This window comes from Glycocaulis sp. (assembly GCF_051859565.1).
Taxonomy (GTDB): Bacteria; Pseudomonadota; Alphaproteobacteria; order Caulobacterales; family Maricaulaceae; genus Glycocaulis.
This window is the reverse complement of the sequence record NZ_JBHYFK010000009.1, coordinates 1-24447: the sequence shown is the minus strand read 5'-3', so window position 1 is coordinate 24447 and position 24447 is coordinate 1. Positions and strand designations below refer to the sequence as shown.

Annotated in this window: 21 protein-coding genes; 12 read left to right on the top strand and 9 right to left on the bottom strand. The window is 64.1% G+C overall.

Annotated features, from left to right (window positions below):
- Window positions 1-27: 27 nt before the first annotated feature.
- Window positions 28-477 carry a TonB family protein gene (locus ACTIGC_RS12675; protein WP_439634758.1) on the bottom strand — a complete coding sequence of 150 codons (450 nt, stop codon included), beginning with the start codon at window positions 475-477 and terminating at the stop codon, window positions 28-30.
- A gap of 279 nt (window positions 478-756) precedes the next feature.
- Between ACTIGC_RS12675 and ACTIGC_RS12670 the strand changes: the two genes are divergently transcribed.
- Genes ACTIGC_RS12670 through ACTIGC_RS12660 form a run of 3 tightly spaced genes read left to right on the top strand, consistent with a single transcriptional unit; the run spans window position 757 to window position 3844 of the window.
- Window positions 757-1728 carry a hypothetical protein gene (locus ACTIGC_RS12670; RefSeq protein WP_439634757.1) on the top strand — a complete coding sequence of 324 codons (972 nt, stop codon included), beginning with the start codon at window positions 757-759 and terminating at the stop codon, window positions 1726-1728.
- On the top strand, window positions 1728-2690 hold the full coding sequence (gene metX, locus ACTIGC_RS12665; RefSeq protein ID WP_439634756.1) for a homoserine O-succinyltransferase MetX: 963 nt from the start codon (window positions 1728-1730) through the stop codon (window positions 2688-2690). The genes ACTIGC_RS12670 and metX overlap by 1 nt, the downstream gene beginning before the upstream one ends.
- Window positions 2687-3844 carry a trans-sulfuration enzyme family protein gene (locus tag ACTIGC_RS12660; protein WP_439634755.1) on the top strand — a complete coding sequence of 386 codons (1158 nt, stop codon included), beginning with the start codon at window positions 2687-2689 and terminating at the stop codon, window positions 3842-3844. The genes metX and ACTIGC_RS12660 overlap by 4 nt, the downstream gene beginning before the upstream one ends.
- A gap of 8 nt (window positions 3845-3852) precedes the next feature.
- Here ACTIGC_RS12660 and ACTIGC_RS12655 read toward each other — a convergent pair whose 3' ends face one another.
- The 3 genes from ACTIGC_RS12655 to putA all read right to left on the bottom strand — a co-directional run bounded on the left by ACTIGC_RS12655 (window position 3853) and on the right by putA (window position 10254).
- On the bottom strand, window positions 3853-4764 hold the full coding sequence (locus ACTIGC_RS12655) for a hypothetical protein (RefSeq protein ID WP_439634754.1): 912 nt from the start codon (window positions 4762-4764) through the stop codon (window positions 3853-3855).
- A 185-nt stretch (window positions 4765-4949) separates the two neighbouring features.
- On the bottom strand, window positions 4950-6830 hold the full coding sequence (locus ACTIGC_RS12650) for a ribonucleoside-diphosphate reductase subunit alpha (protein WP_439634753.1): 1881 nt from the start codon (window positions 6828-6830) through the stop codon (window positions 4950-4952).
- A gap of 277 nt (window positions 6831-7107) precedes the next feature.
- Entirely contained in the window at window positions 7108-10254 is a 3147-nt protein-coding gene (gene putA / locus ACTIGC_RS12645) for a bifunctional proline dehydrogenase/L-glutamate gamma-semialdehyde dehydrogenase PutA (RefSeq protein WP_439634752.1), read from the bottom strand.
- 189 nt (window positions 10255-10443) lie between these two features.
- On the opposite strand from putA, the gene ACTIGC_RS12640 reads away from it, so the two are divergent.
- A complete protein-coding gene (locus ACTIGC_RS12640; protein WP_439634798.1) occupies window positions 10444-11520 on the top strand; it encodes a glycosyltransferase family 4 protein in 1077 nt (358 codons plus the stop codon).
- Window positions 11521-11530: 10 nt separating this feature from the next.
- Here the strand turns inward: ACTIGC_RS12640 and ACTIGC_RS12635 are convergent, their stop codons facing one another.
- From ACTIGC_RS12635 to gpmA, 4 genes are all read right to left on the bottom strand, one after another.
- Complete coding sequence (locus ACTIGC_RS12635; protein WP_439634751.1) at window positions 11531-11965, bottom strand: hypothetical protein; 435 nt, start codon at window positions 11963-11965, stop codon at window positions 11531-11533.
- Complete coding sequence (locus tag ACTIGC_RS12630) at window positions 11952-12236, bottom strand: type II toxin-antitoxin system prevent-host-death family antitoxin (protein WP_439634750.1); 285 nt, start codon at window positions 12234-12236, stop codon at window positions 11952-11954. The genes ACTIGC_RS12635 and ACTIGC_RS12630 overlap by 14 nt, the downstream gene beginning before the upstream one ends.
- 63 nt (window positions 12237-12299) lie before the next feature.
- Window positions 12300-12887 (bottom strand): bifunctional diaminohydroxyphosphoribosylaminopyrimidine deaminase/5-amino-6-(5-phosphoribosylamino)uracil reductase RibD, encoded by a 588-nt coding sequence (gene ribD / locus ACTIGC_RS12625; protein ID WP_439634749.1) that lies wholly within the window; start codon window positions 12885-12887, stop codon window positions 12300-12302.
- Window positions 12872-13597, bottom strand: a complete 726-nt coding sequence (gpmA, locus tag ACTIGC_RS12620) for a 2,3-diphosphoglycerate-dependent phosphoglycerate mutase (RefSeq protein ID WP_439634748.1) — start codon at window positions 13595-13597, stop codon at window positions 12872-12874. Before gpmA ends, ribD begins: the two co-directional genes overlap by 16 nt.
- 258 nt (window positions 13598-13855) lie before the next feature.
- Between gpmA and ACTIGC_RS12615 the strand changes: the two genes are divergently transcribed.
- The 6 genes from ACTIGC_RS12615 (at window position 13856) to ACTIGC_RS12590 (ending at window position 20086) form a co-directional block, all read left to right on the top strand.
- Window positions 13856-14083 carry a hypothetical protein gene (locus tag ACTIGC_RS12615; RefSeq protein ID WP_439634747.1) on the top strand — a complete coding sequence of 76 codons (228 nt, stop codon included), beginning with the start codon at window positions 13856-13858 and terminating at the stop codon, window positions 14081-14083.
- A 114-nt stretch (window positions 14084-14197) separates the two neighbouring features.
- On the top strand, window positions 14198-15196 hold the full coding sequence (locus ACTIGC_RS12610) for a KpsF/GutQ family sugar-phosphate isomerase (RefSeq protein WP_439634746.1): 999 nt from the start codon (window positions 14198-14200) through the stop codon (window positions 15194-15196).
- A 50-nt stretch (window positions 15197-15246) separates the two neighbouring features.
- Entirely contained in the window at window positions 15247-16773 is a 1527-nt protein-coding gene (locus ACTIGC_RS12605) for a phosphomannomutase/phosphoglucomutase (protein ID WP_439634745.1), read from the top strand.
- Window positions 16774-16796: 23 nt separating this feature from the next.
- Window positions 16797-17843, top strand: coding sequence for a dTDP-glucose 4,6-dehydratase (gene rfbB, locus ACTIGC_RS12600; protein ID WP_439634744.1), 1047 nt, complete (start codon window positions 16797-16799; stop codon window positions 17841-17843).
- Window positions 17844-17922: 79 nt separating this feature from the next.
- Window positions 17923-18804: a glucose-1-phosphate thymidylyltransferase RfbA gene (gene rfbA / locus ACTIGC_RS12595; RefSeq protein ID WP_439634743.1), complete on the top strand. Its 882-nt coding sequence runs from the start codon at window positions 17923-17925 to the stop codon at window positions 18802-18804.
- A gap of 133 nt (window positions 18805-18937) precedes the next feature.
- Entirely contained in the window at window positions 18938-20086 is a 1149-nt protein-coding gene (locus ACTIGC_RS12590; RefSeq protein ID WP_439634742.1) for a DegT/DnrJ/EryC1/StrS family aminotransferase, read from the top strand.
- A 31-nt stretch (window positions 20087-20117) separates the two neighbouring features.
- On the opposite strand, the gene ACTIGC_RS12585 is transcribed toward ACTIGC_RS12590, so the two are convergent.
- On the bottom strand, window positions 20118-22292 hold the full coding sequence (locus ACTIGC_RS12585) for an LPS-assembly protein LptD (RefSeq protein ID WP_439634741.1): 2175 nt from the start codon (window positions 22290-22292) through the stop codon (window positions 20118-20120).
- Between the two features lie 225 nt (window positions 22293-22517).
- Here ACTIGC_RS12585 and glmS point away from each other — a divergent pair, with 225 nt between their 5' ends.
- Window positions 22518-24338, top strand: coding sequence for a glutamine--fructose-6-phosphate transaminase (isomerizing) (gene glmS, locus ACTIGC_RS12580; protein WP_439634740.1), 1821 nt, complete (start codon window positions 22518-22520; stop codon window positions 24336-24338).
- Between the two features lie 22 nt (window positions 24339-24360).
- Window positions 24361-24447: hypothetical protein (locus tag ACTIGC_RS12575; protein WP_439634797.1), on the top strand; the 87-nt coding region annotated here is incomplete at its 3' end.

The following is a 24447-nucleotide window of genomic DNA, read 5'->3' as shown; positions in this document are numbered from 1 at the left end:
GGTAAATCCGCAAGCGAGGAGAGGTTATCAGCGTATGCGCACCTGTCCGAGGACAAACTCGAACATCACCGTGCAGCCGGTCAGGTGCGCGCCTTCGGACAGGGGTGCGAACTGCCATTGTTCGACCGCGCGGCGGGCCTCGCGGTCAAAGAAGCGGCCCGGCACGCCTTGCGCAATACGCACATTTTCCACCGCGCCAGACCCGTCCACATCGAACTGGACAATGGACCAGCCCTGCTCGCCGCGTGCCCAGCCGCGCGCGGGGTATTCGGGCAGAGGCGCATGGACCGCACTCAAGGGCTCGCCCTGACAGCCCTCGCTGGGGGCCATGCGGGCAATATTGGGCATGAGCGGCATTTGCGATTGCGGCATGAACGGCCCGCGCTCACGCGGGTCGGTCATCGGCGCTGGCACGGACACACAGCCCGAAAGGACGATTGCCAGACCCGCAAGGGCAAGAAGAGGGGTGGTGCGCATGGCCGCCAGACTAGCGGCTAAAGCCTGCCACGCCAGCGCTTTTGCGCAGCGCGAAGTACGCGCTTGACATCATATAAGGATATCTTTATGTCCTGATCTTGCGCCGATTTGAGCTTCAGCTTGCGGGCGCGGAACAAATGCAGCTAAAGCGAAGCAGGACAAGACAACGCTGCCCGGACCGGGCACGACCGGAATAGTCCTGCATCCCTTTGCCATCGGCGCTCTTGCATTTGCCTTTCCGCTCTCCCGCGCGACGGAAAAAAGAAGAGTGGAACTGCCATGGCCCCGCTGGATTACGCACCGAGCTTTGTGTCTCCCGTAACCGTACGCAGCCGGCCCATGCGCGCGGTATTGCTGGGCTGCGGCACGGTCGGCAGCGCGCTTCGCGCCCGCCTGCCGCAAGGCGTGGCGATTGAGGCCATTGCGGTGAGCCGCTGGCGTGATCTGGGCAAGGGTCCGGTACGCGTGCTCGACAGTCTCGATGCCGCGCTGGACCTTGCTCCTGATCTGGTCATTGACGCCCTGCCGGGCTGCGCGGGCGCCGAGACGGCGCTGGAGCGCGCGGTTCAGGCCGGTGCCCACATCGTCTCCGCCAACAAGGCCGTCATCGCCCGCCGCCCCGATCTGGAGCGCGCGGCGAAAGAGAAGGGCCGCGCCTTTCTCTATAGCGCCGCGGTAGGCGGCGGTGTGCCCGTGCTGGAAACGGTCAGCGCCCTCAATGCGCGCGGACGCGAAATCACGACCGTTAAGGGCGTGTTCAACGGCACATCGAATTTCGTGCTGGACCGGCTGGCCAAGGGCGAGGCGCTGGACGATGCCGTGCGCGCCGCGCAGGCCGCCGGCTTTGCCGAAGCCGATCCCAGCGCCGATCTCGACGGTGATGACGCGGCAGCCAAGCTGGTGCTGACCGCCCGCGCCGCCTGGGGTGTTGATCTTGATATTGAGGCCATAGCCCGCCAGTCGATCACTGAACTGGCCCCCGGCTTTGCCGCCAAGGCGGCGCGTGAGGGGCTGCGCATCCGGCAGGTCGGGCGTCTCGCCCGTTCAGGCGGCGGCGTTCACGCCGCGGTGCGTCTCGAAGCGGTGGGCGCCGACAGCGTGTTCTACCGTGTGGAGCGTGAAGGCAATGGCGTGGTCATCGCGCTGAAGGATGCGCCGGGCGTGATCCTCACCGGCAAGGGCGCAGGCGGCGCGCCGACGGCGGCCAGCATGGCCGGAGACATTGCCCGTCTGGTCGCGGAGCACGGCTGATGCCTGCCGTGCTTGCCGCCACAGAGGCGGGGGAGAGGGCAGCCGATCCCGCCTGTCCCTTCCCCATAAACGACCATATCACCACGCTGGAGCTGTCCTCCGGTGCGTTCGTAACCGCCAGGGGCCGTGTCTACGGCCCTACCGGCGCGCCGGGCATTATCGTGCTGGGCGGGATTTCGGCGCACCGCTTCCTGCTGGGTGATCACGCAGACCGGGCCAGCTGGTGGCCGGGCATTGCCGGGCCGGGCCTCGCGCTCGACCCGCTGCGCCACCAGCTTCTCGCCTTCGATTTTCTGGCAGAGGAAGTGGGGCCCTTCCCGCGCGTGGAAGATCAGGCAGAGGCCCTGCTGGCGCTCGCCGATGCGGCAGGGTTTGAGACCTTCCAGATCGTGGGAGCCTCCTATGGCGGCAGCATTGCGCTGGCGCTGGCCGCCCTCGCGCCGGACCGGGTGACGGGCCTGCATGTGCTGTGCGCGGCCGCCTGCCCCCATCCGATGACGACGGCGCTGCGCGCCATTCAGCGCGATATTGTCGAGTTTGGCCTTGCGCGCGGCGATGGAGCAGGCGGGGTCGATCTGGCGCGCCGCCTTGCCATGACGACCTATCGCACCGCAGACGAGTTCAAGGCGCGCTTTGCCAGCCCGGCGCCGGGCTCGTGCGATGTCAGGGGCGTAGAGGCCTATCTGGCGGCGCGCGGCGCGGACTATGCCGCCCATACCAGCCCGCAGCGCTTTCTGGCCCTGTCGCGCTCCATGGATGCGGTGCGCATCGATCCGGCCGCCATCCGTGCGCCTGCGCGGCTGTTCGCGGTGGCCGAAGACAGGCTGGTGCCGCTGGCCGACATGAAGGCGCTGGCCAATGCCATTCCCGGTGCCAGCCTGCAGACCTGTTCCAGCCTTTATGGCCATGACGGATTTTTAAAGGAGGTGGAGGCCGTGACACGCTTTCTGGAGGCGGTATGAGCCGGGACCGGACACGCGAAAGCCTTGCCACGCGCGCCGCGCGCGCCGGGATAAACGCCGATCCGGGCCATGGCGGCATCGTCGCGCCGATCAATGTGGCCGCCACCTATCTGCGTGAAGACCCGGCCATACCCGGCCGGTTTGACTATGCGCGCACCAATGCGCCCACACGCGCCGTGCTGGCAGAGGCCATTGCCGGTCTTGAAGGCGGTGCGGGGGCCTGCCTGACAGCCTCCGGCATGGCCGCGATCGATCTGGTCCTGAACCTCTTACCCGCAGGCGCGCGCATTGTCGCCGCGCATGATAGCTATGGCGGCACGCAGCGCCTGTTCAATGCGCGCGGCCCCCAGCGCGGCTTCGAGATTGTCTATGCCGATGCGACAGACCTTCCTGCGCTGGAAACCGCACTTGCGCCCGGCGCGGCGCTGCTCTTTCTGGAAACCCCGTCCAATCCGCGCCTGCGCATTACCGACATCGCGGCGGCGAGCGCGCTGGGGCACGCGGCAGGCGCGCTGGTGGCGGTCGACAACACCGTGCTCTCTCCCGCCATCCAGCGCCCGCTGGAGCTGGGAGCCGACATATCCGTCAGCTCGCTGACCAAGATCATCAATGGCCATTCCGATATGGTGGGCGGTGTGGTGAGCGTGCTCGAAGCCGCGCTTCTGGACGATCTTGCCTGGTGGCTGAATGCGTCAGGCACAGGGCTTGGGCCGTTTGATGCGTTTCTGGCGACGCGGGGGCTTCGCACCCTGCCCTTGAGGGCGAAAGCGCAGTCAGAGGCCGCGCTGGACCTGGCAGGGCGGCTGGCCCGGCATGGCAGCGTGGCCGGCGTCGATTATCCCGGCCTTGCCGGTCATCCCGGCCATGGCCTCGCAGTACGCCAGCAGGCAGGGCTATTCGGGCCGCTGTTGAGCCTTCAGGTCAAAGGCGATCCGCGCGTGTTTCTGGAGCGGCTGGAATTGTTCTCGCTGGCGCAATCGCTCGGCGGGGCGGAAAGCCTGGTCAGCGTGCCTGCCCTGATGACCCATGCCGCGATGAGCCCGCAGGCGCGCGCCCATGCCGGCATCAGCGATTCGCTGGTGCGCCTGTCTGTGGGGCTGGAGGATGTGGACGATCTCTGGCGCGATCTGGAGACGGCTCTCGCAGCGCTCTAGCGCCGCCCCTATCTGCGCCAGGTCAGCGAGAAGGCAGCGAAGTCTTCAGATGTGTCCCAGGACTGGGTCGGCAGCGACCAGCTGGTTTCACGGCGCACATAGGCGAGCGAGACATCCACGCCCTGTACCCGCATGGCGAGGCCAGCCTGCTGATCTCCCACCATGGCATAGGGCTGGAGGGTGAGCGTCTCGCGCAAGGAGCGCGACTCGCCGGGGCGGTAGATCAGCGCCTGACGGTCGGCGCCGGCAAAGAACCACCAGCCGCCATTGGCCGAGTTTTCGCTGCCGACATACTGACCCACACGCACCGTGGCGCCGAACTCGGTAGCCGACCCGCCATCACCAAAGCTGACACCGGCGCGCGGGCGCAGACCCATATCCAGCTCGCCCTGTCCGCCCGCGCTGTCAAAGCGGCCTTCATAGCGCAGGGCCATGGCCCGCCCGCGCATCCGGTTGGAGGAGAACTGCCAGGCAGGCATGTCCAGCCCTGACGGGGAAAGGGCGGCTGTCACCCAGTCGGGCTCTTCAGCATCGAACATCGCCACGCGCAATTCGCTGCCAGCCGCGCTGCGGGCAATAACGGTCTGCGGTGCATTGAACGCGCCGAAGCTCTGGCGCAACTCGCCTGTGTCGGCAGCCGACAGGCCGGACACCGCGAGCGCCGTTGCATCGCGGGCGCCATGAGGCGTCTGTACCCACTCGCCCCGGTCCATAGACAGGCGCATGGAGGGCAGAGGCCCGGCAGCAAGCTCTTCGAGCAGCGGCGTGATGATGATGGTGTTCGTGTCGAGGGAGGGGGCTTCCTGCGCCATGGACGCAGGCGTGCCGCCCGCCAGGTTGGCGCCGGCAAGGACCATGAGGCCCGCAAGGCAATGTGCCCTCGCGGTGAAACGTCCTGTAATGTGCTTCGCAGTGGTCACGATGGCGCTCCCCAGTGCCGGTTTCGTCACCTCAATAAACACCTCAGATCGTATCATGTTCCCTGAGCATGCGCGCCTAAATTCGCCCGAACGGCGTTAACCCGCAATTAAGAGGCCTGCAACCTTGCCATGAAAAAGGGGAGGCTGCACGCCTCCCCTTTCCCGCTCGCATATTTTCCAGTGCCTTACTGGCAGGCGAGGCATTCCTCGTACTCGGTCTTGGCCGCAGCCTGCATGGAGCTTTCCATGTTATCCTTGCCTTCGGTTCCGGCAAAGGCGGTGCGCTGGACCGATTTGGAGCGGCAATAATAGAGCGACTTGATGCCCCGCTCCCATGCCGTCCAGTGCAGCATATGCAGATCCCATTTATCGACATTGCCCGGCAGGAAGATGTTCAGCGACTGCGCCTGGCAGATATAGGGCGTGCGGTCGGCGGCGTGCTCGATCACCCAGCGCTGGTCCAGCTCGAACGCGGTCTTGAAGACGTCTTTCTCGTCCTGGGTGAGGGCGTCGAGATGCTGGACCGAGCCTTCATGCTCCAGGATCGAGTTCCAGGTGTGAGGCGTGTTGATACCCTTCTCGTCGAGAATTTTCTCCAGATAGGGGTTCTTTACCGTGAACGATCCAGACAGCGTCTTGTGCGTGTAGACATTGGCCGGGATCGGCTCGATGCCTGCGCTGGTGCCGCCGCAAATGATCGAGATCGAGGCCGTCGGCGCGATGGCCAGCTTGTGCGAGAAGCGCGCCTTCACGCCGCTCTCTGCCGCATCCGGGCAGGCGCCGCGCTCTTCGGCAAGCTTTACCGAGGCGCGGTCCGCACCCTGACGCAGATGCTTGAACAGCTTGCGGTTCCAGCTGGCTGCCATGGCGGACTCAAAGGGAATGTTGAGCGCCTGCAGGAAGGAGTGGAAGCCCATCAGGCCAAGGCCGACAGACCGCTCGCGCCAGGCTGAATAGGTGGCGCGGTCCATCTCGTCGGGCGCGCGGTCGATGAAGTCCTGCAGCACGTTGTCGAGGAAGCGGAACAGATCCTCGATGAAGAGCGGATCGCCCTTCCACTCGAGGAATTTCTCCGCATTGACCGAAGACAGGCAGCACACGGCGGTGCGGTCGCGGCCCAGATGGTCGACGCCCGTCGGCAGCATGATTTCCGAGCACAGATTGGACTGGCGCACTTTCAGGCCCAGCTTCTTCTGGAACATGGGCAGCGCGTTGTTCACCGTGTCGGAATAGATGATGTAGGGCTCGCCGGTCTGCAGGCGCAGCTCCAGGATTTTCTGCCACAGCTTGCGCGCGGAGATGGATTTCACCACTTCGCCCGATTTCGGCGAGATGAGCGGGAAGTCCGCATCCTCACGCACCGCCACCATGAACTCGTCGGTGATATTCAGCCCGTGATGGAGATTGAGGCTCTTGCGGTTGAAATCGCCAGAGGGTTTGCGGATTTCGAGGAACTCTTCGATCTCCGGGTGATGGATGTCGAGATAGACGGCCGCCGAACCACGGCGCAGCGAACCTTGCGAAATCGCAAGGGTCAGCGAATCCATCACGCGGATGAAGGGAATGATGCCGGATGTCTGCCCGTTCTGGCCGACCTTCTCGCCGATGGAGCGCACATGGCCCCAATAGGTGCCGATGCCGCCGCCATTGGAGGCCAGCCACACATTCTCCGTCCAGGTGGCCACGATGTCGTCCAGCGAATCGCCAACCGAATTCAGGAAGCACGAAATCGGCAGGCCGCGCTCGGCCCCGCCATTGGAGAGGACCGGCGTGGCCGGCATGAACCAGAGACGCGACATATAGTCGTAAAGGCGCTGCGCGTGGGCCGTATCGTCAGCATAAGCCGTCGCGGCGCGCGCGAACATGTCCTGATAGGTTTCGCCGGGCAGGAGATAACGGTCGACCAGCGTTTTCTTGCCGAAATCGGTCAGCAGCTCGTCGCGTGACGGATCGGTCTTCACGCTCTCCACGAGGCGCAGCGTGACGGCTTTGGGCTTGCCCCGCCGCGAGCGTACAGGGCCCTGCGTTGCGGTGCCGGAGATCGGGCTAGAGTCAAACGGCGTCATGGTCCAAACCGCTCCTTCGTGCAGGGCGCAAAAATCCTAGGCGCTGGGCAGAAAAATGCGCGCCGCCTTAACAAAACCTATACATGCTGTGTGGCTTCCCCCGGAAACCGCAACATATAGTGCTAAGGGTCTGGCCCAGCGTCAACGGCCCAAACACGCTTCAACCCAACTTTTTGGTTAATGAAGCCTTACCACGGACCGCTCCGCATCCGGACTCTTTAACGCTTTCGGGGCTGTAGCCCAGCTGACATTAAATGTGGAAAGCCGGCTGGCAGGTTCAACCCAGATTCAGGAGCTCGGGATCGCCCCCTTGCGCCGCGATGTTGATGGTGACGACGCGCTCTGCGGCGAAGCGGTAGAGATAGTGCGGTCCCCCGGCTTTCGGCCCGGTGCCGGAGAGGCCCTCGCCGCCGAAAGGCTGCACGCCGACGACCGCGCCGGTCATGTTGCGGTTCACGTACGTATTGCCCGCCGGAACCGCCTCGCGGACCGAATCAAGGAATCGCTGGAGACGCGAATGCACACCCAGCGTCAGCCCGTAGCCCTTGCCCGCGAGCTGGGCGGCGAGCTTTGGCAGATCGGCGCGCTTGTAGCGGATCACATGCAGGATCGGCCCGAACACTTCGCGGTCGGCCACGTCCAGCGAGGGCAGTTCCACCAGCAAGGGCGCAAAGTAATGCCCTTGCGCCTTCAGTTCATCGCTCAGCGGCGCGCGGTGCAGGATTGTCGCTTCGCGCTCCATGCGCTCCGCGTGGGCGGTCAGCATGGCTAGCGCCTCGTCATCAATGACCGGGCCGACATCCGTCGCCGGATCGGCGGGATCACCCAAGGCGAGCGCGTCCATCGCGCCCTTGAGGGCCTCGATCAGGCCATCAGAGGTTTCGCGCGGCAGGAAGAGGATGCGAAGCGCCGAGCAGCGCTGTCCGGCTGAACCGAAGGCGGAGAGAATCGCATCGTCCACCACCTGCTCTTTCAGGGCGGAGGTATCGACGAACATGGCGTTGAGCCCGCCCGTTTCGGCGATCAGGGGCAGGATGGCACCCTCGCGCGATGCCAACGTGCGGTTGATGATGCGCGCGACTTCCGTCGAGCCGGTAAAGGCAACCCCTGCCAGAAGCGGATGGCTCGTCATCATCGCGCCGACCTTGCCATCGCCCGGCACCAGTTGCAGCACATCCTTGGGCAGGCCTGCCTTCTGGAAGAGCTTTACCGCCTCGAACGCCACCAGCGGTGTCTGCTCGGCCGGTTTGGCGACGACCGTATTGCCCGCTGCCAGCGCAGCGGCAATCTGGCCGGTGAAGATCGCCAGCGGGAAATTCCACGGGCTGATGCAGGTGAAGACACCCTTGCCCGCAAGCTCCAGATGATTGGTTTCACCGGCCGGTCCCGGCATGCGGTCGGCATGGCTGAACTTGGTCTCGGCTTCGGCCGCGTAATAGCGCAGGAAATCGACCGCTTCGCGCACTTCGGCGACACCGTCATTAAGCGTCTTGCCGGCCTCGCGCGTCAGGATGGCCATGAAGCGGTCGGTATCGGCTTCCAGCGCATCGGCGAGCTTTCGCAGAATCGCCGCGCGGGCTGCGCCGCCCTGACGGTCCCATGCCCCGAACGCCTTGTGGGCCGCAGTGAAGGCAGCATCGACCATGGCTTCATCAGCCTCGGTGATCTTGCTCACAATCACAGACGAATCCGCAGGGCTCGCCTGCCCGCGCTCCGCCCCGGTTTTCACCTTGCCGGAAATGATCGGGGCGCAGGCATGGGGCATCGCCTTGTCGAAACGCGTCTGCGCGTCTGCCAGCATGGTACGCATACCTTTCTGTGAGAGGTCAGTGCCTGCCGCGTTCTCCCTGTGCGGGCCGTAAAGCCGGGGCGGGGCCGGAATGAAGGGGTGGCGGTCCATGCTGTCGGCGCCCTCGAACGGGCCGCGCGCCACATCGGCAGCGGGCACATCCGGATCGAGGAAGGAGTGCACGAAGGAGGTGTTGGCGCCATTCTCCAGCAGGCGGCGCACCAGATAGGGCAGAAGGTCTTCATGGCTGCCCACGGGCGCGTAGACGCGTACCGGGCGCAGAGTGAATGCGCTGGCGGCGGCCAGATAAAGCGGCTCGCCCATGCCGTGCAGGCGCTGGAACTCATACGCGCCATTGCCGAGCTCGGCGGCGATCTCGCGCACAGCACACAATGAATGCGCGTTATGGGTGGCAAACTGGGGGTAGATCGTGTCCGGCTCGCCCAGCATGGCGCGCGCGCAGGCAAGATAATTGAGATCGGTCGCCGATTTGGTGGTCCAGACCGGGAAGTCCGGCCAGCCATTCATCTGGGAGAATTTCACTTCCGTATCCCAGTAGGCGCCCTTCACGAGGCGCACCATGAGGCGCCGTCCGCTTTTCCGGCCCAGCTCGGCCAGTTTGCCGATCACCGCGTAGGCGCGCTTCTGGTAGGCCTGCAGGGCAAGGCCCAGACCGTTCCAGCCGGCAAGCGATGGCTCGTGCGCCAGCCGTTCCAGTATCATCAGCTGCAGGACGAGACGGTCTGATTCCTCGGCGTCCAGGCAGAAGCCTATGTCAGCAGCCTTTGCCGCCTCCGCCTGTTCGAGCACCTTGGGATAAAGCTCGCGCCAGAGCGCTTCGAGCTTGAAGATATTATAGCGCGGATGCAGGGCGGAGAGCTTCACCGATACGCCGTCCACGGCCTCCACCGGCCCTTGCTGGCGGGACTTGGCCACGGCCGCAATCGCGTCCATGTAGCGGGTGTGATAACGCGCCGCGTCCGTGTGTGTGCGCGCGCCTTCGCCCAGCATGTCAAAAGAGAAGAGCGGCAAGTGCCCTTCAGGCACTTTCCAGGCATGACCGCGCTTGATCGCGCCGCCAATCGTGCGGCCCAGCACGAACTGCTCGCCCAGAATGCGCATGGCCTGACGCGTGGCGGTGCGGATGACCGGCTCACCGACCCGGCCCGCGATATTGCGGAAATAGGCGCCAGGATCTTTCCGAGCCGCCGGATCCACGTCCATCAGCGAGCCGGAGAGCATCAGGCCCAGCGTGGACGCATTGACCAGCCAGTTCTCGGATTTCCAGGCGTGCTCCGCCCACGCACCCGAGCCGATTTTTTCGGCGATCAGCGCATCGGCGGTCTTCGCATCCGGCACGCGCAAGAGCGCCTCGGCCAGACACATCAGGGCGAGGCCTTCCTTGTTGGACAGGCCAAACTCCTGAAGGAAGGATTCCATCAGCCCGGTGCGGGTTTTGGCAGCGCGGGCCCGCTCGACCAGATCAATCGCCGCTGCCGAAACGCGCGCGCGCGCAGCCGTGTCCAGCCCGGCCTTGGCGTTCAACGCTCGCACGGCTTCGCTTTCAGGTGCGAATTTCAGGGCGTCAATGGCGTCCCAGTCGATACCGGAGGCAGGAGAAGTTATACCGTTCATTGTCAATCCGTGTTCCAGGCCAGAGCTGGGCCGACATTGCCCACAACGCGAACGGGCAGGCAAGGCCACAGCACCGTTACCCTTCGCTTGGGCGGAAAAACACGTTATGAGCACCGGCCCGACATCCTGCCGCTACCCCGAACAGGCTTGCGGCATTCGAGAAGAGGCTGGGACATGGACAACACGCCGCTGCGCATACTGCTGGTGACAGACGCCTGGGAGCCGCAGGTCAATGGCGTGGTGCGTACCCTGTCGCGCACGGTCGATGAATGCCGCGCCATGGGCCATGAGGTGGAGGTCATCCATCCGGGCCTTGGCTTCAAGACCATCCCCCTGCCCACCTATCCCGATATCAAGCTGGCGCTGGGCGCGCGTGAGGACCTGGAAGCGCGTTTCCGCGCCTTCGAGCCGGAAGCGATCCATATCTCCACCGAAGGCACGCTGGGCCATGTTGCCCGGCGCATCTGCCTGTCATGGAAGCTGCCCTTCACGACCAGCTACCACACCCAGTTTCCCGAATATGTGCATGCGCGCTTCCCCTTTATTCCGCTGGCGGCGGGCTATGCCTTCATGCGCCGCTTCCACAATGCGGGTAACGGCATCATGGTCGCCACCGAGACGATGCGGGCCGGGCTCGTCAAGCGCGGATTCAACAATCTCGTCCCATGGTCTCGCGGGGTGGACACAGACCAGTTCCGCCCGGACCTGCGCGGCATTGATGGCGGGGTCTACAAAGACCTGCCAAAGCCGGTCTTTGCCTATGTCGGCCGGGTGGCGGTGGAGAAGAATATCGAGGCTTTCCTGAAGCTCGACCTGCCCGGCTCCAAGGTTGTCGTCGGGCCGGGTCCGCAGCTGGAAGAGCTGAAACGCAAATACAAGGACGTGCACTTCACCGGCGGAAAGTCGGGCGAAGAGCTGGCGCGCCATTTTGCTGACGCCGATGTGTTCGTCTTCCCCAGCTTCACCGACACGTTCGGGCTGGTAATCCTCGAAGCGATGGCTTGCGGCACGCCGGTGGCGGCGTTTGTTGCGCCGGGTCCGCGCGACATCATCCCCGGCTCCAATGCCGGTGTGGTGTCAGACGATCTGCGCGAAGCCTGCCTGCAGGCGCTGGAGCTGAACCGCGAGGATGCGCGCGCCTTCGCCGAGCAGAACTCCTGGCGCGCCTGTACCGAGCAGTTCGTCGCCAATCTCAAACCCCAGCCCCGCCCGGAGCGCAAACGCTTCTGGCGGAGGCTGAGACGGCTGCGGCGGAATAAGGGTTAGGGGGCGGGTTTCAGCTCTCCCGCTTGGCTGTTTTCAGCGTTCGCTGACGAAGCCGTTCCATCATGGCCAAGCGGATGTCTTCGTAGAGTCCCTTGGGAAGACGCCCATAGGCCCAGTCCTTGCCGGGCCTAGCCGGAATAATGCCCGCATCATCCCACGAGACGGCGTTGGCCTCGGTCGTCACGACATAGCTTTGCAAGTCATCCAGTCCGAGATGGCGGCTGATGGCAGCGGGTATCGGGACCGCACCTGATTGCGCCTCTGGAGGGTTGTGTGTCATAGGCGCCAGCAGCACCTCGGTCTTGCCGTCAGCCTTCTGGACAATCGCGGCCACCACTACACAGGGCCGGTCCTTGCTGCCTTCACCCTGACCTTTCTCGCGCTCGTGTGACCAGAGAAAGTCATAGCGGATGACAAGGCCGGGTGCCGGGTCAGGCTTTTTCACCGGATTCCGTCTTCAGCAGCGCTTCCAGTTCGGGATCGGCATCGCCGTACTGTGCGCCAGCCAGCGCGTCGGCCCACTGGTCCGGCAGCGCGTGTGTAAGATGGTTCTGGCGCGTGTCGCGCGCCTTCAGGCGCTCATACTCATCAATATCGATCAGTACGCGCGCCGTGCGCCGGTGCTTGGTGATGAAGACCGGGGCCTTGGCTGCCTGCTCGATATAGAGCCCGGCACGGGTCTGGAACTCGGTAGCCGTCACGGAAATCTTGCTCATTTCGCCAATGCCTCCACTTTCATGTGGCGATATTAGCTATTTTCAGCAAAACACGCAATATCGCTAATGCGCGATGCGCACCCGGGTCATCCCTTCGCGGCCAAGGCGCTGGATCGCCTGATCCACGCTTTCATCCGGCCCCGGCACCAGATCAGCATCGAAGATATTGGCCCGGCGGTCCTGCAGGACCAGCGGCAGGCCGGTGCGTACGCGGCTGAAAAAGCCGGCATTGAGCGTATCGCCTGCCGCCTGCCGGACGCCTTCGATCACTTGAATGCCTGCCTCGCGCAGCATGGCCACGCCGCGTCCCGACACCCGAGGATCAGGATCGCCGGACGCGATGAACACGCGCGCCACGCCTGCCCGGATGAGTGCGTCTGCGCAAGGCGGTGTCTGGCCATGGTGGGAGCAGGGCTCCAGCGTGACATAGACATCGGCGCCGCGCGCGGCCTCTCCCGCACTCTCCAGCGCCTGCGCCTCGGCGTGCGGGCGTCCGCCCGGCGCGGTGACGGCAATGGCGATCACATGGCCATCTTTTGCGATGACGCAGCCGACGGACGGGTTGGGCGCGGTGCTTCCCAGCCCGGAAAAGGCCAGCGCCAGCGCCGCGTCCATGAAACGCAGATCGGAAGGGGTCAGCCCTTCGGGCATGGGGGCAGGGCCTCGGCGCGGTCTTCATCGAGATAGCGCGCCTCGACGGGGCGAAGCCCATCCAGCTCGATCAGCAGCGGATTGCCGGTTGGCACCTCCACTTTCAGGATGTCGTCATTGCTGACCTGGAAGAGGATTTTCACCAGCGCGCGCAGCGAATTGCCATGGGCGGAGATGAGCACGCTCTCGCCGCCGGCGAGGCGCGGCGCCACCAGCGCACGGAAACACTCATCAACGCGGGTCAGCGTATCTTTCAGGCTTTCGGTGCCGGGCAGGGCAGCCGGGTCGAGATGGGCATAGCGCTCATCGTGCGAGGGATGGCGCGGATCGGACGGATCCAGCGGCGGCGGCGGAATGTCGAAGGAACGCCGCCAGACCAGCACCTGGTCCTCGCCGTGGGCGGCCACGGTCTCGGCTTTGTTCAACCCCGTCAGCGCGCCGTAATGGCGTTCATTGAGCCGCCAGTCCGGCATCATCGGGATCCACAGCCGGTCCAGCGTATCAAGCCCTAGCTGGGCGGTGCGGATGGCACGGCGCAGATAGCTGGTGAAGGCGATGTCGGGGGCAAAGCCTGCCTCTTTCATCAGCGTGCCGCCCCGGCGCGCTTCGGCTTCGCCGCGTTCCGTCAGGTCTACATCCACCCAGCCGGTAAAGCGGTTTTCCAGATTCCACTGGCTCTGACCGTGGCGGGTGAGGACTAGGCGGGGCATCGCGAACTCCAAAAAAGCAGGCTGATCCGTGTCGGGACCGGGCAATAGCGCGCAGGCGCTCACTTGACCACTCCCATACCGCTCCCTTGGCAAAAAAGACACACATCGGGCTCAAACCGGGCGGGTTTTTGCGGCGCTCTCTTTGCATGACCGGGGGGCAGGGGCAGAGTGTCCGGCTAGAAGGAGGCCATCATCGTGAGATGACGGCTTCAGGAGGCGCCGGCAAACGGCGTCCGGCAGAGTGCAAGGGGTGTTGGGATGATCCGGCAGGTTGTTACCCCCGCGAACGGGGATGAGGCCGCGTTACTCGACCGGCTGGTGGCCAGCTTCACCGAGGAGCTGGCGGCGCGGACCTCCGAATGCATGTTCTACATGACCGAACCGGGCGGCCAGGCCAGCGCACGTATCATCGAGACAGAAACCCAGGAAACGCTGGACCGTTTCCTGTCCTTCGTCGCCACCCAGATCGGCAATCACGCCTTCTGAACTGGCCAGCACGAAACAGCGCTGCTAAAGCCTCAAGCCAAGTGAAACCCCTCGGCCCGGCGTCTTTGCACCCGGTGCAGGCCGTGGGCCGTGATTGAGGTCGACCCCTTTTCCATGTCTGAACCTGAAAGCCTGAACCGCCCCTCTGCCCGGATAGACACGGCGCGTATCCTTGATGCCATGCGCCGGACCGCGCGTATCGAGCGCGAGGGGCTGGCCGCCCTGGAAGATGCCTTCGATGAGCGCGCTGTTGGCGTGGTCAGCCTGCTGGCCACCCTGAGCGGCCGTCTCATCTGTGCAGGTGTGGGCAAGTCGGGCCATGTCGCGCGCAAGATCGCCGCCACGCTCGCCTCTACCGGCACGCCGGCCCAATATGTCCACCCGGCAGAAGCCAGCCATGGTGATCTGGGCATGATCACCTCCAGCGATGCGGTGTTGGCCCTGTCCAAATCGGGCGAGACGCGCGAGCTGGGCGATCTGAGCGCCTATTGCCGCCGCTTCGGCGTGCCGCTGATCGCGCTCACCGCAGGCAAGGACAGTACGCTGGCCAAGGCGAGCGATCATCTCCTGCTCATTCCCGATGTGCCGGAAGCCGCCGCGGAGACGCGCGCACCGACCACCTCCACCACGCTGATGATGGCCTATGGCGATGCGCTCGCCGTGGCGCTGATTGAGGCGCGTGGTTTTACGGCGGCTGATTTTGCCACCTTCCATCCCGGCGGCACGCTGGGCGCAGCCTTCCTCAAGGCGGGCGATCTCATGCACACCGACATGCCGCTGGCCGAAGAAGGCACGCTCATGTCCGATGCGCTGATCGTGATGAGCGCCAAAGGGTTTGGCTGTGTCGGCATTACGCGCGGCGGCAAGCTGACCGGCATCATCACGGACGGTGACTTACGCCGCCATATGAGCCCGGACCTCACTGCTTCGCCGGTCGAGGCGATCATGACAGCCAATCCCAAAAGCGTCCGGCCCGGCGATCTCGCTGCCGATGCGCTGCGCCTGATGACGGCGGGAACGCACAAAATCCTGTCCGTGTTTGTCTGTGATGAAACCGGCCGGCCGCTCGGCCTGTTGCACATTCATGATCTATTGCGTGCCGGTCTCAGCTAGGTTGATACGCGCTCACTCCGGACCGGACCTGACCCCCCAAAGAGGCACACATGACCGATAGCCAGCGCCCCGCCGCCGACATCCCGCCCAATAGCTGGGAGTTTGAAACCCGCCCGCTCATCAAGCCGACCGGGTTTCGCGAATACGATGCGCGCTGGTGGTTCGGTCATCCCGGTTCCGACAAGGCACCGGAGCTGAACCTCTATGGTGTGCAGGCGCTGGGGCTGGGCCTTGGCACGCTGATGCACGAGCTGGGTGTCGCCCCGCATATCGTCACGGGCCATGATTTCCGCAGCTATTCGCTTTCGGTCAAACAGGCGCTGGAAGTGGGCCTGATGCAGTCCGGTGTGACGGTGCATGATATTGGCCTCGCCCTGTCGCCCATGGCCTATTTTGCGCAGTTCGATCTCGATATTCCCGCCGTCGCCATGGTCACGGCCAGCCACAATTCCAATGGCTGGACCGGGGTGAAAATGGGCGTGGAACGCCCGCTCACCTTCGGCCCGGACGAGATGAGCCGGCTGAAAGCCATCGTGCTGGATGGTCTTGGCAAGGCGCGCGCCGGGGGCGGCTATGTGCGCGCCGATGGCGTGCGCGAGCGCTATATCGCCGATCTGGTGGGCGGCTTCAAAGCAAAGCGAAAGCTGAAAGTCGTCGCTGCCTGCGGCAATGGCACGGCGGGCGCTTTTGCGCCGCAGGCGCTGGAAGCGATGGGCGTGGAGGTGGTCGCGCTCGATTGCGAGCTGGACCACACCTTCCCCAAATACAATCCGAACCCCGAAGACATGAAGATGCTGCACGTGCTGGCCGAGGCGGTGCGCGAGCACAAGGCCGATGTCGGTCTTGCCTTCGATGGCGACGGGGACCGGTGCGGCGTCGTTGATAATGAGGGCGAGGAGATTTTCGCCGACAAGGTGGGCCTGATGCTCGCGCGTGATCTCTCCGCTGAGCACAAGGGCGCCACTTTCGTGGTCGATGTGAAATCGACCGGGCTTTACGCCACTGATCCGGTGCTGAAAGCCAATGGCGCGAAGACCGATTACTTCAAGACCGGCCATTCCTACATCAAGCGCCGCTCCCACAAGCTGGGCGCGCTGGCGGGCTTTGAGAAGTCCGGCCATTTCTTCCTGCAGCCGCCCGTCGGCAAGGGCTATGATTGCGGGCTGACGGCGGCGCGCTGCGTCCTCGCCATGCTGGACAATAATCCGGACAGCTCAATGGCCGATCTCAAGCGCGCTCTTCCCGTCAGCTATGGCTCGCCCACCATGTCGCCCGCCTGCGCGGACGAGGTGAAATACGATGTGGTGGAGCGCATCATCGCCAGCTTTGAAGACAAGAAGGCGAAGGGTGAGACGGTGGCAGGGCGTGCAATCGTTGATGTGAACACCGTCAATGGCGTGCGCTTCACCTTTGCTGACGGGGCATGGGGGCTGATCCGGGCCTCCTCCAACACGCCCAACCTGGTCGTGGTGGTGGAAAGCCTCGCCTCCAAAGAAGATGTCAGCGCGATTTTCGCCGCGATCAAGCAGGAGCTGGCGAAATATCCTGAAGTCGGCGCGTTCGATCAGGAAATCTGAACGCGGGGGAGCCGGGCAGGGCGATGAAAGTACTGGTCACAGGCGGGGCGGGATTTATCGGATCGGCGGTCATCCGCCTGGCGGTGTCGCGCGGCTTGGCAGTAGTCAATCTCGATGCGCTGACCTATGCGGCCTCGCTGGAGAATGTGGCGTCTGTGGCCACCACCCCGCTCTACGCCTTCGAGCACGCAGACATACGCGACCGGGCTGCGCTGGACCGGATTTTTGACGCCCATCAGCCCGATGCCGTGATGCATCTGGCGGCTGAAAGCCATGTCGACCGCTCCATTGATGGCCCGGCGGACTTCATCGAGACCAATATCAACGGCACGTTCAACCTGCTCGAAGCCGCGCGCAAATACTGGGCGGGCAAGGGCCGTCCGGAAGCCTTCCGCTTCCACCATATTTCCACCGACGAGGTGTATGGCTCCCTGCCGGCCGATCCGTCAGTGAAGTTCACCGAAGAGACGCGCTATGATCCGCGCTCGCCCTATTCGGCCTCGAAGGCGGCGGCCGACCATCTGGTGCGCGCCTGGCATGAGACCTATGGCCTGCCCGTGGTGCTGACCAACTGCTCGAACAATTACGGGCCGTATCACTTCCCCGAAAAGCTGATCCCGCTGATGATCATCAAGGCGCTCGCGGGCGAGCCTTTGCCGGTCTATGGCGATGGCTCGAATGTGCGCGACTGGCTCTATGTCGAGGATCATGCCGACGCGCTGCTCACCGTCCTGCAACGCGGCGAGACAGGGCGTTCCTACAATATCGGGGGCAATAGCGAGCGCACCAATCTGGAGCTGGTGACGGCCCTGTGCGCGGTGCTCGATGAGCTGCGTCCTTCAACGCAGCCCCATGCCAGCCTCATCCGCTTTGTTGATGACCGGCCCGGCCATGATGCCCGCTACGCGATTGACGCCAGCCGGATAGCCGGCGAGCTGGGCTGGCGCCCTTCTGTGACGCTTGAAGAGGGTCTGCGCCGCACGGTGCAATGGTATCTGGACAATGAGCGCTGGTGGCGGCCGCTGCTGGCGCGCAAGGGTGCAGGCGAGCGGCTCGGCACGAAGGTCTGACCCGCGCGGCGCGCATTGACGTCCGGCAGCACGCGCCGGATACAGGGGGCCGGATGGATCGCGCTGCGGGAAAATGGCCGTGACAGAACGCAAGGGTATCATTCTGGCTGGCGGATCAGGTTCGCGCCTTTATCCGGTCACGGCTGTGGTCTCCAAGCAGCTCCTGCCGATCTACGACAAGCCGATGATCTATTACCCGCTGTCGGTGCTGATGCTGACCGGCGTGCGCGAGATCGCCATCATCACCACGCCCCACGATCAGGCTCTGTTTCAGGCGCTGCTGGGTGATGGCAGCCAGTGGGGGCTTTCCCTCAGCTATATCGCCCAGCCATCGCCGGACGGGCTGGCACAGGCCTATCTGCTGGCCGAAGATTTCCTCGCCGGTGCGCCATCGGTGATGGTGCTGGGCGACAACATCTTCTTTGGCCAGGGCCTGCGCGAGATGCTGCGTTCGGCAGATGCGCGTCCATCAGGTGGGACGGTCTTCGGCTACGAAGTTGCCGACCCTCAACGCTATGGCGTTCTGGCTTTCGATGATGAGGGCCGTGCAACGCACATCGTCGAAAAGCCTGAAACGCCGCCTTCCGAGTTTGCCGTTACCGGGCTCTACTTCCTCGACGGAAACGCCCCGGCGCGCGCCCGCAAGGTCACGCCGTCCGGGCGCGGCGAGCTGGAGATTACCTGCCTGTTGCAGATGTATCTCGATGCAGGCGAGCTGGAGGTGGAAACCATGGGCGCGGGCTATGCGTGGCTGGATACCGGCACGCCCGACAGCCTGCTGGAAGCAGCCGATTTCGTCTCTACGCTGGAACGCAGGCAAGGCTCGAAGATTGCCTGCCCGGAAGAGATCGCGTTCCGGCAGGGCTTTATCGCCCGCGAGGATTTGCGCGCGCTCGCCGATGCGATGGGTGGCGGCGCCTATGCGCTATACCTTAAAAGGTTGGCTGACCGGGTGAAGTGAGCCTTCCCGGCCCGTGAGGGCTTGCCCGCAGACATCGAAACAGATTGTGATTCCCTCCTCGCGCAGGCCTGCATCATGGTCGCGCCAATCAGAACACCGCCCGATGGCGGCAGCCGACCCACAGGATCCAGTCATGCAATTCATTGATCTTCAAGCCCAATACGCCCGTATCGCGGAGAAGGTGGACGCCCGGATCATGTCCGCCGTGCGCAGCGGGCGGTTTATTCTGGGCCCGGAAGTTCAGGAGCTTGAGGCCGCGCTGGCCCGGTTCAGTGGTTCATCGCGCGCGCTGGGCTGTGCCAATGGCACCGATGCGCTGGTCCTGCCGCTGATGGCGTGGGGGCTGCGCCCCGGTGACGCGGTATTCTGTCCGTCCTTCACCTTTACCGCCACGGCGGAAGTGGTGCCCTGGCTTGGCGCCTCGCCAGTCTTCGTCGATATCGACCCGGCGACCTACAATATGGACCCGGCCCATCTTGAGGCCTCCATCGAGATGGTGAAGGCAAAAGGCGAGCTGAACCCGCGCGCCGTGATTGCGGTCGACCTGTTCGGCCAGCCCGCCAACTATCCGCAGATTGGCGAGATTGCGCAGCGCCATGGCCTTAAACTGATCGCGGACAGCGCGCAGGGCTTTGGCTGCACGCTCGACGGCAAGCACCCTTCGCACTGGAGCGATGTGACGACCACCTCCTTCTTCCCCGCCAAGCCGCTGGGCTGCTATGGCGATGGCGGCGCGGTGCTGACCGATGATGCGGATCTGGCCGAGATCATGGAATCGCTCGCCGTACATGGCAAAGCCATGCCGCGCGACATCGAGAAGCGTGCCTTCGAGCACGATCCCAAATACTTCAATGTCCGTATCGGCATGAACTCGCGCCTGGACACCATCCAGGCGGCGGTGCTGCTGGAAAAGCTCGCCATATTCCCCGACGAGATCGAGGCGCGTAACCGCATTGCCGGGCGCTACAACACGCATCTGGAAAAGCATGTCGATGCCGTGCCGCAGGTCGTCGCAAATGGGGTGTCTGTCTGGGCGCAGTACACGATCGAGCACAGCCGCCGTGACGCGCTGGCGGCCCATCTCAAATCACGCGGCATTCCAAGCGCCGTGTACTATCCGATCCCGATCCACCAGCAGGAGCCGTATGCGAAATACCCTGCCGGGCCGGGCGGACTGCCTGTCACGGAAGGCAAGGCAGAAAACGTGATCTCTCTGCCCATGCACCCCTATCTGGACGAAGCCGCGCAGGACGCGGTCATCGCCGCAATCCGCGAGTTCTAGCAGGACACGGTCCTTGTGCGGGGCTGGCGGGCTATCGGTTCCCGATCGAGAACAGCGTCACCTGCAGCATGATCGACCGGCTGGGGCCCAGATTGCCGATATCGTAATTGGTCTGGTCGTAAATGATCCGCAGATCGGTGCATTCATCGCGATAGATCAGGCTGACATCCTGTTGGCGCGTAACCCCGCGCTCCAGATCGCGCACGGCTGAATAGGCCAGAAACCAATTGTCGGTGACGCGGAAATTACCGCCGAGATTGACCGATTCGCGCACCCGCGTATTAACCGCTGCATCGTCGACCAGTGAATAGGTGACATTGCCCGTCACCCGCCAGATCGATACGCGCGAGAAAGCATCGATCCGGTTGGCCTGGGTCGTGTCGCCGTCATAACGGCCTCTCACACCCAGCTCGAACTGGTTGCCGAAATTGACATCGAGCTGTGCCACCCAGTCCGATTGTTGTTCATCGAGGCCGGACCCCGGACCAAAACTGGCATCGCCATCCAGACGGAAGCTGCGGCCGACAAACAGCTCGGTGTCGGGCAGATAGCGCGTCTTCGACTGGAAACTGGCTGTCAGGCCGGCATTGAGGTGCGTACCCTCTTCCCAGGCGTCATAGCCATTGGCCCGGTTGCGCGCGAACAGGTTGGAGACATCAAGCTCCAGATTGAGGCTGTCCTCGCCCGGCGCGATTTCATCGTCGCCCAGCGCCGTCGAGGAAGCCAGCTGGATGCGCGGCGCCAAAATCGTGTCGCCCAGCTCGCCCGGCCGCAGGAAGGGCCATGATACGTCCACACCGGCATTCGCCATGGTGCGTGTAAATTCGCGCGTCTCCAGCGTCACGCCGCTCGCATTGGTGCGTGTGAAGCGGTAGGCGTCGCCGCGCGCGCCGGCATAGGGAGAAACGCGGATGCCGCCGGGCAGGGTGAAATTGCGCGACCAGTCGATTTCGCCCGTCGCCCGCGCGTAATCATTGCCCAGATCGCGCGTCAGGTAGATGCCGGATGCCCTGGCATTGGCAAATCCCGCCCAGCCGGGAAGCGGCAGCCGGTATTCGGCTTCCACGATGGGGGCTATGATGGGCAGGGTTTCATCGGCGATATTGTCTGCCAGCGACTGGAAACCCATGACGGTTGCGTTGGCGAAATACTGCCGTGTCCGCCCGCGAACATTGATCTCGGTCGGCAGGAGGCGGGCATTGAGCCTGGCAAAGTCCGAACTCCGGTCCGCATCGCCTCGCAGCCCGTAGCGCTCCATATATAGCGGGTCGGACGTCAGCTGGACATTGAAGCGCCAGACCCAGCCCGGCGCGATATTGAATGCGCCAGAACCGGCAATGTGACCACGAAGCTCGGAATCGCCGAACCCGCCATCGCGGTCGAACTCCTGCTCATAGGTGGCGCTGCCGCGCACCCGGATCGCACCTGACCAGAAACGCTGGCGGTATTCATAGCGGACAACCGGATTGTACTCGGTCATCACCATGGGGGTCACGACCAGATCGCGATGCGGCGACATCACATGGTAATAGGGCTGCTGGTAGACAAAGCCGAGCCGGTTGGAGAGATCCACCGTCGGAATGAGGAAGCCCGAACGCCGCGGCGCAGACGGGTCTGCATGGGCAAAGACGGGCGAGTAGAAAATCGGAACCCCGAACGCCTCCAGCCGGACATCGCGGTAATAGATCATCTCCGATTCAGGGTCCTGCACCACCTCGCGGGCGCGAAAACGCCAGGTCGGCGGGCGGCGGCTGTCCTCACAGATATCGCAGGCGGTATAGTAAGCCCGGTGGAGAGTCACGCCCCCGTCCGACCTGCGGATGGCATAGGCCGAGGCGGCCCGGCCATTATTGTCCATCAGCATGGCAAAGCCGGTGGCCATCGCCTCCGACCATTCATTGGTCAGCTCGATCTCTTCGGCGGTCTGGGCAGGCATATCCCCGTCATGCAGGCGCACATTACCGCGCGCGATCACGCGGTCTTCGTCGGTGCGGTATTCCACCTCGTCGGCGAACAGCATCCGCTCGCCTGACTGGACGCTGACCTCGCCGCGCGCGGTGATGACATTGCCTTCGCGGTTCTGCTCGATCTCGATGGCGTCAAGATAGACCGGGCGCTCGCCTTCCTGCGCGGCGGCAGCGTTTGCGAACATCAGTCCGGTGAGCAGGGCAGCTGCCGCACACATGGTCCTGAACGGCAGTTTCATGCCCTCAATGCTCCACAAATGTCCCCTAGCATGAACCTGAACTCCTAACCCATCGGGTCCGGGGCGTCCATGGCCCGTGACGTGCGCAAACCGCCATGGGGCTCGTCATTTCACAAACCGTCATCAAGCGTGATTGCGCCCCGCCTTGCCTAACGCTGTGCGGCCTGCCACTAAGCAGGCTGAAATCAGGGGCGTAGCGTCTGCGGCAAATCCGGGAGTTGCTGAATGTGCGGCATTGTAGGTGTGGTCGGTCACGGCGAGGCGGAAGGCTTCATAATCGAAGGTCTTCGCAGGCTTGAATATCGTGGCTACGATTCCGCCGGGATAGGCTTGATAGACAAGGGCGGGACGCTGCATCGCCTGCGTGCCACCGGCAAGGTGCAGGCCCTTGCCGACAAGATTCCCCCCGCACTTGGCGGCAGCACTGCCATCGGCCATACGCGCTGGGCCACCCATGGCGCTGCCAGCGATGACAATGCGCACCCGCACAAGGCCGGCCGCGTGCTGGTCGTACACAACGGCATTATCGAGAATTTCAAGACACTGCGCGAAGAACTCGCCGCGCAGGGGCGCAGTTTCACCAGCCAGACCGATACCGAAGTGGTGGCCCATCTCATCGACCGCGAAATGCAGGCGGGCAGCGATCCTGTTGCCGCCCTCAAAGCGGTATTGCCCCGCCTTGAAGGCGCGTTTGCGCTGGGCGTGATGATCGAGGGCGAAACCGGCTTCATCATGGGCGCACGCAAGGGCGCGCCGCTGATTGCCGGTCTCGGCGGCACGGAAGGCTATCTGGGATCGGACCCGCTGGCGCTGTCCGGCCATGCCAGCCAGATCATGTTTCTCGACGATGGCGACATGGTGGTGATCCGCCCCGGCGCAATCGAGGTGTTCGACCGACAAGGCGCTGGCGTGACCCGCAAGCTGGTGCCCGCCGAAACCAGCCATGTGCTGGCCGAAAAAGGCAATCACCGCCACTTCATGGAAAAGGAAATCCATGAGCAGCCCGAAGTGATCGGCCGCACCGTATCCCACTATGCGGACGCATTTGAAAACAGCGTGCACGAGATCGCCGGCCTCGATTTCCGCTCTGCCAGCCGCCTCATAATCGTCGGCTGCGGCACGGCGGCCTATGCGGGCGAAATCTCGCGCTACTGGTTCGGCTCGCTCGCGCGTCTGGCGGTCGAGGTCGATATCGCCTCGGAGTTCCGTTATCGCGACCCGGTTTTCCTGCCCGGCGACATCGCCCTGTTCATCTCGCAGTCGGGTGAAACCGCCGACACGCTCGAAGCCATGCGCCTCGCGGCTGCGGCGGGTGTGCAGACGCTGGCACTGGTCAACACCCCCCATTCCACGATTGCGCGCGAAGCTTCCCTCGTCGTGCCGACGCTGGCCGGCCCCGAAATCGGCGTGGCCTCGACCAAGGCCTTTACCAGCCAGCTTTCCGCGCTGGCGTGCCTGGCGGTGCTGGCCGGGCGCCATCGCGGCCATCTGGACCGCGCGCAGGAAGCCGGTCATGTGGCCAGCCTTCTGGCCTCGCCGGGCCTGATGGTCAAAGCGCTGGAACGCGAAGGCGAGATCGAGGCGCTGGCCCAGGAAATCGCCAGCCACCCGACCGTGCTTTATCTGGGCCGCAACCAGAATTTCCCGCTGGCCCTTGAAGCCGCGCTGAAACTGAAGGAAATCAGCTATATCCACGCCGAGGGCTATGCCGCTGGCGAGCTCAAACACGGCCCCATCGCCCTGATCGAGGAAGGCCTGCCGGTTATCGTCATCGCGCCGCACGATGCGCTGTTCGACAAGACGCGCTCGTCCATCCAGCAGGTGGCCAGCCGCGGCGCGCATGTGATTGCCATCACCGACCCGGAAGGCGCCCGCGCGCTGGAAGGCGAAGCCGCCAGCATTATCACGCTTCCCAGGGGCAGCCAGCTGACCAATCCGCTATTGTTCGCCAGTGCGGTGCAGTTGCTCGCCTATCATGTCGCCGTCTACAAGGGGACGGATGTGGACCAGCCGCGAAACCTCGCCAAGTCCGTCACCGTCGAATAAGCCTCCCCACGGAGTATCGAGCATGTCGAAAAAGCCGGTCCGCAAGGCCGTCCTTCCCGTTGCCGGTCTTGGCACGCGCGTCCTTCCCGCCACCAAGGTGATGCCCAAG